The following is a 10,836-nucleotide window of genomic DNA, read 5'->3' as shown; positions in this document are numbered from 1 at the left end:
CACCCAAAGAGACATGATCGCTCAACCGCTCCGGACCCACCGGGGTCACCCATCCACTACGCGCCATGCCGAAAGATTAACACACCCCTGCTAAGTGAACGGCATTGGGACTAGACCCGGGCCAGCCCGGCAACCTCCGCCAGCAGCTCCACGGAGCGGATCCTTGCCTCGGTGCCGGTGTTCTGGTGCGCCACGATAAGTTCGTCGGCGTCGGAGTGCTTGGCGAACCCGTCCAGGTAGTCGAGCACCACGTCCGGGGTGCCGATGGCGGAGTAGGTCATCATCTGCGAGACGTGCTGGCCCTGCGGGGAGTCCAGGATCATGTCCGCTTCATCGTCCGAGAACTCGCGCCCGCCGCCAAAGAACAACGAGACGCGGGCGCGCAGGGTGGCCCGGAAAGCCGCCTGCGCTTCGGCAGTGGTATCGGCGGCAACCACGTTGACGCCGGCGATCACGTGCGGTGCGTCCAGCTGGGCCGAGGGCTTGAATTCACGGCGGTAGAGCGCCACGGCATCCCGCAGGGCGTTGGGCGCGAAATGCGAGGCGAAGGCGTACGGCAGGCCCAACTGGGCGGCCAGGCGGGCGCCGAACAGCGAGGAACCCAGAATGTACAGCGGGACGTTGGTGCCCTTGCCTGGAGTGGCTTCGACGCCCTGGATCCGCGTGGGGCCGGTGAGGTAGCCCTGCAGCTCCAGGACATCCTGCGGGAAAGTGTCCGCGGACATGGGGTCCCGGCGCAGCGCGCGCATGGTGTTCTGGTCGCTGCCGGGGGCGCGGCCCAGGCCAAGGTCGATCCGGCCCGGGTGCAGCGTCTCCAGGGTGCCGAACTGCTCGGCGATGGTCAGCGGCGAGTGGTTGGGCAACATAATTCCGCCGGCGCCGAGCCTGATGGTCTTGGTGTGGGCGGCCACGTGGGCGATCAGCACGCTGGTGGCCGACGACGCGATGGCGGACATGTTGTGGTGCTCGGCGTACCAGATCCGCCGGTAGCCAAGCTCCTCCGCCCGCTGTGCCATGGCCACGCTGCCTGCGAAACTCTCCGCCGCAGTCTGGCCTTTGCCAATGGTTGCCAGATCAAGGATGGAGAGGGGAAGCGTCACGTCGGTGCCGGCCTTTCAATGCGTTGCGTAGGGTGGCCGGCCGGGTCGCGGCGGGCACACTGTGGACAACGACGGCGGCGCCCGGGTTATTTCTGCGGGCTGCGGTGGGGTGTCCGGCGCCCCCGCTAAGCTAGCGGCATGGCCATCAAAACCACTGCCGAAAAACTCGCCACCATCCAGAAGGGCTACACCCTGGAAGGCGCCACCATCGAGCTGGGTGCCGCCATTGTGGACGGCGAACTCCACAAGGAAGCCCAGGTCCGCCTGCCGCTGGCCATGATGAACAGGCACGGCCTGGTAGCCGGCGCCACCGGCACCGGCAAGACCGTCACGCTGCACATGATGGCCGAGCAGCTGTCCACTGCCGGGGTTCCCGTGTTCCTCGCGGACATCAAGGGCGATCTTTCCGGCCTGGCCACGGCGGCCGCCAGCAGTGAGAAGCTAAAGGCGCGCACCGACAGCATCGGCCAGGCCTGGGCCGGCAAGACGTTCCCGGTGGAGTTCCTAGCCCTGGGCGGCGACGGCAACGGCATTCCCGTCCGTGCCACCATCACCTCGTTTGGCCCCATTCTGCTCTCGCGCGTCATGGAGCTCAACGACACCCAGGAATCCAGCCTGCAGCTGGTCTTCCACTTTGCGGACAAAAACAACCTTGAGCTGATCGACCTCAAGGACCTCCGCGCGGTCATCCAGTTCCTCACCTCGGACGAAGGCAAGGACAAGCTGGAGGAACTGGGCGGCCTGTCCAAGGCCACCGCCGGCGTCATCCTGCGCGAACTGGTGAACCTGGAAGCGCAGGGCCTGGAAAAGTTCTTCGGCGAGCCTGAGTTCGACACGGCCGAGCTGCTCCGGACCGCCCCGGACGGGCGCGGCGTCATTACCTGCCTGGAGCTGCCCACCCTGCAGACCAAGCCGATGCTGTTCTCGACCTTCCTGATGTGGCTGCTGGCGGACCTGTTCGAGGACCTCCCCGAGGCCGGCGACCTGGACAAGCCCAAGCTTGTGTTCTTCCTCGACGAGGCCCACTTGCTGTTCAACGGCGCATCCAAGGCCTTCCTGAACGCCATCACCACCACTGTCCGGCTGATCCGTTCCAAAGGTGTGGGGATCTTCTTTGTCACCCAGACCCCCAAAGACGTCCCCGCCGACGTCCTGGGCCAGCTGGCCAACCGCATCCAGCACGCCCTCCGGGCCTTCACGCCCGAGGACGCCAAGGCCCTGAAAGCCACCGTGTCCACGTTCCCGGTCAGCGACTACGACCTTGAGGAAACCCTCACGTCCGCCGGAATCGGCGAAGCCGTCATTACCGTCATGAACGAGAAGGGCGCCCCGACGCCGGTTGCCCACACACGCCTGCGTGCCCCGGAATCCGTCATGGGCCCCAGCACTGAGGAGCTCATCAAGACCACTGTGGGAGGTTCCGCCCTGCTGCCCAAGTACGGGACCGCCGTGGACAACGTCTCCGCCTACGAGAAGCTCACCGGCAAGGGCGCAGCGCCCACCGGTGGAGCCGCGCCGGGTGAGCCGCCGGTTCCGGGGACTTCCGGGCAGTCAGGTTCGGGGCAGGCCGGTTCGGGACAGGCCGACGTCGACGCCGAGGCCCGCCGGATCGAGGAGGAAATCCTGGGCAGGCCCAGCAGCCGTCCCGCGCCGGCGCCCGACCGTGGGGCCGGCTCTGATGCGCCCTCGCGGCGTGCACCGGAACCTGCGGCCCCTGCCGGCGGCGGCATGGTGGGCGACCTCGCCGGAGCACTCGGCGGGGCACTGGGTGGCGGGCTGAAGAGCATGGTCCGTTCCCTGGGCACCCAGCTTGGCCGGGAACTGCTCCGCGGCGTCTTCGGCACCTCGTCCCGGCGCCGCCGGTAGGAAAACCCGGACGATGTCCCGCCCTGGACTTCCCGCCGTCGGGCGTCAGGAAAGCCGCCGCACCCTGCTACACGGGGCGGCGGCAACACCTGTGTTCAGCGGGCTTGCAGGTAACGTAAGGGAAGTGCAGATGAGTCAGGCGTTGGTGAGGATGGCAGCAGGGTGGCTGCTTGGCCTCATGCTTGCCGTGGCCGCGGCCATCGTTGGGGTCAACGTGGTGAACAATACGGCGGCCAGTCCACAGCAGCCTGTCCGGGAATACCTGGACGCCCTCCACGAGGGCGACGGCGGCAAGGCGCTGGGCCTGCTGCGGGCCACGGTGCCGCCCAGCAACGCCGCCATGCTCGACGGCACAGCCCTGCAGACGGCCTCTTCCCGGCTGGCGAACGTCACTATCGGCGAGGCCGAGGAACGCTCAGGCAACCAGGTTATGGTGCCCGTGCAGTACACGATCGACGGCAGCAGGCTACGCACCGAGTTCTTGCTGGAGAAGACCGGCACGGAATGGCTGTTCTTTAATACGTGGGCGTTTGTGCCGTCGCGGCTGCCCACGGTGGGCCTGACGGTGGTGAACGCCAGCGAAGCCAACCTCAACGGCGTCCCGGTGAACATGCCCCAAGGCAGAAATTCGTTCGCCGTGTTCTATCCTGGCGAATACGAAGCCTCCCTGAACGGTGAATACTTCGCCGCGCCCGCCACGCGCGCCACGGTGACATCCCGCGATGTCCCGGCCGCTCCCTTGAACCTGCTGACCGAGGCCACAGAACAGCTGCGGAAGGATGTGGGCGCGAAGGTTCAGGAGTTCCTGGACACCTGCGCCGCCGAAGCCGTGAAGCAGCAAAAGCTGCAGCCGGACTGCCCCTTCTACTTCGCCAGCACCAACAACGTGGACGACGGCACCATCAAGTGGAGCATCACAGAATACCCGGAGATATCTATCGAGCCCTTTGACGGCCGCTGGGTGGTTGCCCCCCTCGATGGGAAGGCCAAGGTGGAGGCGGTCCAGCAGAGTTCCTTCACCGGCGCCTGGTTCCCGCTCAACGAAGTGGTGGACTTCAGCTTCACCACACGCCTGGACGTCGCCGGCGACACCATCAGGGTCACCCCGCTCCTGAGCTACTAACGCCTCGGGCAGCGCCAGCCCCTCTTGGCGGCGCACCCCCGGCCCCGGCGCCTCTTCTCGGCCCGTTTGAGGGCCGGAAGTGTCACGCCCAGCATGTTTTTGCCGCTGCTGCGCACGCTCGCCCCTGAGTTTCCGGGGTTTTCCCTCCGCCGCCCACCCAAGAGCCTGCTCTACGTGACGGGAAGGCTACGTGACGGGAAGGCTACGTGACGGGAAGGCTACGTGACGGGAAGGCTACGTGACGGGAAGGCTACGTGACGGGAAGGCTACGTGACGGGAAGGCTACATGACGGGAGAGCCGCATAACCGGACGGCCGCTATCTCCCCCGCGCCAGCACTGACAGGACCTGCCCCACCATGTAAGCCGGCGAGTAAACAACATCCGCGTAGTAGTACCGCAGCGCGGTGTAGCCCTGGACCACCGACTCGTTGTTCCGGCGGTGGTCTTTCTTCACCTGGGTCCAATCAGCATGTTGCCGGCCGTCCAGCTCCACCACCAGCCAGCCCTCCAACAGGAGATCGACCTGGCCCACACGCTCAAGGTAGGCCTGGGTTTCCACGCGGATCCCGGCCTGCCGGAAGTAGGTCCGGGCCAAGGTTTCCAGAAGCGAGTCAGCACCCCGGTCCACCCACCTCAGGACCTCACGGGCAGGGCCGTTCCGCCTGCCTGGCAGCCTGGCCCGCAGAAAGTCCACGGTCATGTCTCCCCGCTGAACGGCACATTCCACCATCACCAAGGACTCGGCAAAAGGCAGACACCTCAACGCGTGAATAAGGATATCGGCCAGTGCGGCTACGGGCCTGTCGGGCTGTGGCGGCAGAAACAGGCCGGCATGGTGAATCCGGCTGCCGGTGACCGCTTCGGCCCGGCGGTGGTGCACATGCAGCGGGCCCGAGGACGGCAGCGACCACAACCCATGGTGGGGCGCAGCGCTGGCACACGTCAGGAGTTGGCGGTTACGCAACAGGCCCACAAGCTCTTCCGGCGCCGTCGGGAGGGCATAGAGCCCGCGGTCCGGCTGGAGGAGCTGTCCGCCCCGGGCTGCCCGGCGCAGCGACGCATCATCGATTCCCAGCCTGCCCAGCGCCGGGCGCCTGGCTGCTCCACCGCAAAGTTGCAGGGCTTTCTGCACATCCATGTGGCCATGCTGCCGCCGCCGGGGGTCTCGCCGCGCCCCATGGCGCCCCTATGTGGATAACTCGGCGCCCCGGCAGTTGCCTCCGGCGTCACGCAGAGCACGCTCTTGGCCATGAGCGGAGACATTAACCCCGGAAATCCGCGGCCAGCGGCTGCCCCGGCGCACAAAAGGCTGCCTCCCGTGACATCAGGTCACAGAAGGCAGCCTCCTCACACCGGCTCAGCAAGCCGGTGCCGCAAAGCAAGTGCCGCTAAGCCGCAGCGGCGGTGGTGATCAGTCCATTCCGCGCAGGTCCAGGACCAACTCGGTGTCGCCGTCGTCCGTCAGGAGAACCGGGATGCCCCAGTCCTGCTGGTACAGGTGGCAGGCCGCGTGGTCCGGGATCTCGCCGTCCGCATCCTCCGGTCCGTCGCAGGCTGCGGCGCGGGCGGTGATGTGCAGGACGCCCTCCGGAATGCCGGAAGCCAGCTCCAGCGTGCGGAGCAGGCCCACCGAGGTTCCGCCGCCGGCCACAAGCAGCTCCGGCGGGGTGGAGGAGATCTTCAGCTGCGTGGGATCGCCCCAGCGGTCGTCGAGCTTCTGCCCGGTGGGTGCGGTGAAACGAACGGTCAGCTCGAGCAGTCCGGGGGCTACCGGGCTCTTGGGCCGGTGCGTCTGAGAGGCGCCCTCGTCCACCTGCTGGGCTTCCTTGGGGATGGGCACGTAGACCAACTGGTGCTTGTTGGCCTCCACCACTACCAGCAGCGGCTCGGAGCCTGCGGCGTGCGTGTGGTCCACAATCACGTCGGAGGGCTCCGAGAGTCCGCGGGCCAGCGTGGACACGGTCCCTGCGGCAGGGTCGTAGCGCCTCACGGCACCGTTGTAGGTGTCAGCGATGGCAATGGAGCCGTCAGGCAGGACGGTGACGCCGAGGGGGTGCTGGAGGCGTGCCTCGGACGCGGGGCCGTCACGGAAACCGAAGTCGAACAGGCCCTTGCCCACGGCAGTCTCCACGGTGACCGTGCCGCCGTCGTCAATGATCAGCTTGCGGAGGCCGGATGTTTCGGAGTCCGCCACCCAGATGTTGCCGTCGGCGTCCTCGGCCAGGCCGGAGGGCTGCGCGAACCAGGCCTCGTGGGCGGGGCCGTCCAGCAAGCCCTCCAGGCCGTTGCCGGCAATAATTGCCACGGCGCCGGTGAGGGGGTCGAAGCTGAAGATCTGGTGCGTGCCGGCCATGGCGATCACCACGGCGTTCAGCTTGGTGGACCAGACGACGTCCCACGGCGAGCTGAGGGACACTTCAAGCGGATGCTCGCTAAGCTGGCCCGTGAAGCCGGCGGCGTCTTCGTCCACCCGCGCGGGGCCGGTTTCCAGCAGGCGCTGCACGCCGTTGCCAACAATCGTCGTGGCTGTTCCGTCCGTGAGCGAGAGTCCTCGGAGGCGGTGGTTGACGGAGTCTGCAATCACGACGTCGTAGCCCGCCTTCGCTGCCACCTCTTCCGGAAGCAGCACCAGGCCCTGCGGCTCGTTGAACCGTGCGGTTGGCTGGACGGAGTCGACGGCGGCGGCCGGGCCATCTGCGTGTCCCTTGGTCCCGGATCCGAAGGTCGCCAGGACGGTTTCGAAGTCGGTGCCCAGTTCCACGAGGCGGTGGTGGCCGGTGTCGGTTACCAGCCAGGAACCGTCGGTGGCGGTATCAGCGGCGGCGGAAGTCCCGCCGTCGGACGTTCCCTCCTTGCCTGAACCCTGCGCGGCTGAACCGCGCCCGCCGGAGCCTCGCCCGGCTGAACCGCGCCCGGCTGGCAGGAACAGTGCCTTGCCGGGGAAGCGCAGCGTGCCCGAGGTGGCTTCCGGCGCCACGTACGGGCCGGAGCCGCGGTGCAGCGTGCCCTTGGCCTCGTGCTCGGCGATCAGTTCGGGGATGAGCACGGCCAGGCCGTCAGCGTGGCCTTCACCGGACAGGTGCGCCACGATGTAGCCCTCGGGGTCGATCACCACCAGCGTGGGCCACGCGCGCGCCGTGTAGGCCTTCCACGTCTCCAGCTCGGGATCGTCCAGGACGGGGTGGTGGATCTCGTAGCGTTCCACGGCGGCGGCCAGGGCCACGGGATCTGCTTCGTGTTCAAACTTGGGCGAGTGGACACCCACGGTGACCAGGACGTCGGAGTACTGTTCCTCGAGCGGGCGCAGCTCATCGAGGACGTGCAGGCAGTTGATGCAGCAGAAAGTCCAGAAGTCGAGCAGCACGATTTTGCCGCGCAGGGCTTCGAGGTCCAGCGATTTGCCGCCGGTGTTGAGCCAGTTGCGGCCCACCAGTTCGGAGGCGCGGACCCGGAGTTGGGTGCGTACGGTTTCGCTCATCAGCGTCCTTCCAGCTTTGAGTTGCGTTCAGCCAATCTGGCATCGCGTTCAGCCAATTTGGCAAACATATCGTTGTAAGCAGTGAGATCGGCGTCGTTATTCCTGTCCGCTGCCCGATCGGTGCGGCGCGTCTCCCGTTCATCGGAGCGGGACCACATGATGGCGACGCCGATGGCCACCAGGAGGGTGGGTACTTCGCCGACTCCCCAGGCCACTGCGCCGCCCATTTGCTGGTCCAGGAGGGCGGAGGGCCCCCAGGCCCGGCCAAGGTTGCCGAAGTAGTCGGCCGCCAGCAGGCTGGTGCCGCCCATGATGGCGACGCCGAAGAACGCGTGGAAGCCCATGGTCGCCAGCAGCAGGAGCAGGCGCATGGGATACGGTGCGCGGCGGGGCAACGGGTCCGTGCCGATCATGCTCAGGATGAAGATGTAACCCGTGAGCGAGAAGTGCAGGATCATGAGCTCGTGGCCCACGTGATCCCGCATGGCAAAGCCGAACGCGTCCGAGTAGTAGAACAGCACGATGGAGCCCGCGAAATTGGCCGCCGCGAAGATGGGATGCGTGACCAGTTGCGAGAACTTGGAGTGGATAATCACGAGCAGCCACTCGCGCGCCCCACGTGTGCCGTCGCCGCGGGCAGGCAACGCCCGGAGGGCCAGCGTCACGGGGGCGCCGAGCACCAGGAAGATGGGGGCCACCATGGTCAGGGCCATGTGGTCCACCATGTGCGCGGAGAAAAGGATCCTGCCATAGACCGACGGCGGCCCTGATGTGATGTAGGTCAGCACCAGGAGGCCGATCACCCAGTTCACGGCGCGGAACCACTGCCACTTGTCGCCGCGTCGGAGCACCTTGGCGACGCCCAGGAAGTATGCCACCAGCCCGAAGAGAACCACGGCCACCCAGAGCCAGTCAAAGCGCCATTCCGTCAGCCAGCGCTCCGGGGTCAGTTCAGGCGGCAGCTCGTAGCCGGTGAGAATGAATGCCGGCGAGGCGTCCGGCGCAAACGTGGTGGGCTGCGGCGGGGCCGACCGGCTCAGAGCGACGGCGACCCCGGAGGTGGCTCCCATAACGAGGAGTTCCGCGAGCACCAGCTGCCACAGCACGCGGCGTGAGGACATAGCCGAGCCTTTGCGGCCCAGCTGGGGGATGACCCATTGCCGGTGCATAAAGCCGATCCCGCCAAGGACAAGGGCGGCAGCCGACTTCGCAAGGATCAGTTGGCCGTAGGGGGAACCAAGGAGGTCACCCCAGTTGGTGATGCGGATGCTGGCATTGATGACGCCGGAGGCAAAGACGAGCACAAACGCAAAGCCCGCCAGAGAGGAGAAACGCCGCAGCGTCGGTTCCGTGATGTCGGCGGCGGCCCCGGGCTTCGAACCGGTCAGGATTCCGGACAGCAGCGCCAGGACGACGATGCCGCCAACCCACGCGCTGACGCCCACAAGGTGCAGGCCCAGGGAGTTGATGGCGCCTTCGTGGTCCGATGAGCTTGAGGAGTGGCCGATCAGAGCGGCGGGAACAAGCCCGGCCAGCGCCAGTATCAGCGTGAGCGCAAGGCCGCCCAGGGATCTGACGCCGAACAGCGCGGTGGTCACCACGGCCGCGATGATGGTCACTGTCAGCCATGCCCGGCCGGTCTCGATGTCCGTCATGAAGTACACCAGGGCGCGGGTGAACTCGGCGTCCCCCCCGACGGCCTGGCCCGCAACGTCTGAGTAAGTGAGGACCAGCACGGCCACCGCTGACAGCGTCCAGGCAGCACCCGCAGCGGCAGCAATGGCCAGGGCCCGGGCGAAGGCCGGATGTTCCGGAGCGTCGCCGTTGTGGTTCCGGGACCGGGGTCCGGCAGATCTTGGGAGGATACCGACGGCGAAGATCAGTCCGCCGATCACCGTCGCCAGGGCCACGTTGTGGATGGCCTTGCTGACGGGAAGCCCCCAGCGGACCAGGGCTCCCGGGTCAGAGACCTCACGAGCCGCAGAAGCGCCGGAGAAGAGGAGCGCCGCCGTCAGTCCCAGGAAGAGGGCTGCGAGGCCCGCGAGCTGCCACGGCCGGGAAATCCCCAAGACGCCGCCACCCCTGTCCGAGGCGCCCCCGACGGGGCCTGGCTGGGGTGCTGTGGGACGGGATTTTGCTGCAGAAGGCACCTTTCCATTGTCCGCTACGGGTGCCCACGCGGCGAATCGGCTTAAAGCAAAGAAGCGGCAACCCTGAGGTTGCCGCTTCTTTGCTGCTGTTGCTGAAGAAGGCTACTTCTTCTTGGCGACTGCAGCCTTCAGCTTGGAGCCGGCGGTCAGCTTGACGCTGTGGCCTGCTGCGATCTGGATGGTCTCGCCGGTCTGCGGGTTGCGGCCGGTGCGGGCTGCACGGTCGGTGCGCTCAACTGCGAGCCAGCCCGGGATGGTGATTTTCTCGCCGGCGGCGACGGAAGTCTCGAAAACCTCGAACAGCGCATCGAGGACGGAGTTGACGGCTGCCTGGCTGGTGCCGGCCTTGCCTGCTACCTCTGAAACAAGTTCACTACGGTTCTTAGCCATTGATGTCCTCCTGGACGGTCACGATTTCTGGAGCCTGAACGCGGCATGCGTGCAAGCCACTCTTCGAAAACTTACCAGCTTGGGCCCGCGAGGACCGCAAATTCCGCGTGTTTCCGCGACTTTTTGACTAAAATCACCGGTTTTCCGGGGATTTACGGGGGAATTGCGCCCACAGCGGACGCTCTCGCAGTTCCTGCGGTGTTCCGGCGGACGCTCTATCAGGTCCTGCATTTTTCCCCTGGACGCTGTATCACTTCGCGGGGCGGAGCCTGTGTGGTGTCCGACGGCGGCGGGCTGGGGTGCCGGGTGGTGCGGGAGGGGCCGGGCTTTGGTGGTGGNTCCAAACAGTGTGTTTGGAGGCTCTCAACCGTAATGATGTTCCGGCGGTGACCTACTCTCCCACACCCTCCCGGGTGCAGTACCATCGGCGCTGTGGGTCTTAGCTTCCGGGTTCGGAATGGGACCGGGCGTTTCCCCCACGCTATGACCGCCGTAACCCTTCTACCCGTCACACCCGTGAGGGTGTGTGGGAAAACAATGGTTACAACATGTTCCCTGCAACTTTTGGTTGCAGGTGTGGTGTTGTTATTGTGTTGTGTTTTTGTTCCTGTGCAACGATCCGTCCGGGACGGGTTTGTTGTTTGGGAACCACATAGTGGACGCAAGCAGTCTTGTTATCTTCGTACCAGTGCTTGGTGTGAACGTCTTTTGAATGCCGTTCACGCATT

At 66.3% G+C, this 10,836-nt stretch carries 8 protein-coding genes and 1 rRNA gene; 2 read left to right on the top strand and 7 right to left on the bottom strand.

The window, feature by feature from the left end; genetic code table 11:
- Positions 1 to 110: 110 nt before the first annotated feature.
- A complete protein-coding gene (locus AC50YA_RS22820) occupies positions 111 to 1,100 on the bottom strand; it encodes an LLM class flavin-dependent oxidoreductase (RefSeq protein WP_494984434.1) in 990 nt (329 codons plus the stop codon).
- Between the two features lie 138 nt (positions 1,101 to 1,238).
- On the opposite strand from AC50YA_RS22820, the gene AC50YA_RS22815 reads away from it, so the two are divergent.
- Complete coding sequence (locus tag AC50YA_RS22815; RefSeq protein WP_494984433.1) at positions 1,239 to 2,966, top strand: helicase HerA-like domain-containing protein; 1,728 nt, start codon at positions 1,239 to 1,241, stop codon at positions 2,964 to 2,966.
- Between the two features lie 130 nt (positions 2,967 to 3,096).
- Positions 3,097 to 4,089 (top strand): hypothetical protein, encoded by a 993-nt coding sequence (locus tag AC50YA_RS22810; RefSeq protein WP_494984432.1) that lies wholly within the window; start codon positions 3,097 to 3,099, stop codon positions 4,087 to 4,089.
- Positions 4,090 to 4,406: 317 nt separating this feature from the next.
- On the opposite strand, the gene AC50YA_RS22805 is transcribed toward AC50YA_RS22810, so the two are convergent.
- The 6 genes from AC50YA_RS22805 to AC50YA_RS22780 all read right to left on the bottom strand — a co-directional run.
- On the bottom strand, positions 4,407 to 5,228 hold the full coding sequence (locus AC50YA_RS22805; protein ID WP_494984431.1) for a DUF559 domain-containing protein: 822 nt from the start codon (positions 5,226 to 5,228) through the stop codon (positions 4,407 to 4,409).
- Positions 5,229 to 5,501: 273 nt separating this feature from the next.
- Positions 5,502 to 7,568, bottom strand: coding sequence for an NHL domain-containing thioredoxin family protein (locus tag AC50YA_RS22800; protein ID WP_494984430.1), 2,067 nt, complete (start codon positions 7,566 to 7,568; stop codon positions 5,502 to 5,504).
- Positions 7,568 to 9,718, bottom strand: coding sequence for a bifunctional copper resistance protein CopD/cytochrome c oxidase assembly protein (locus tag AC50YA_RS22795; RefSeq protein ID WP_494984429.1), 2,151 nt, complete (start codon positions 9,716 to 9,718; stop codon positions 7,568 to 7,570). Before AC50YA_RS22795 ends, AC50YA_RS22800 begins: the two co-directional genes overlap by 1 nt.
- A gap of 102 nt (positions 9,719 to 9,820) precedes the next feature.
- Positions 9,821 to 10,108 (bottom strand): HU family DNA-binding protein, encoded by a 288-nt coding sequence (locus AC50YA_RS22790; protein WP_056341443.1) that lies wholly within the window; start codon positions 10,106 to 10,108, stop codon positions 9,821 to 9,823.
- A gap of 378 nt (positions 10,109 to 10,486) precedes the next feature.
- Positions 10,487 to 10,603: ribosomal RNA gene (gene rrf, locus AC50YA_RS22785) — 5S ribosomal RNA — on the bottom strand.
- 46 nt (positions 10,604 to 10,649) lie between these two features.
- Positions 10,650 to 10,836: hypothetical protein (locus tag AC50YA_RS22780; protein WP_494984428.1), on the bottom strand; the 187-nt coding region annotated here is incomplete at its 5' end.

The sequence above is a fragment of the Pseudarthrobacter sp. RHLT3-21 genome (genome assembly GCF_059383495.1).
This window is presented reverse-complemented; position numbering and strand designations above follow the sequence as displayed.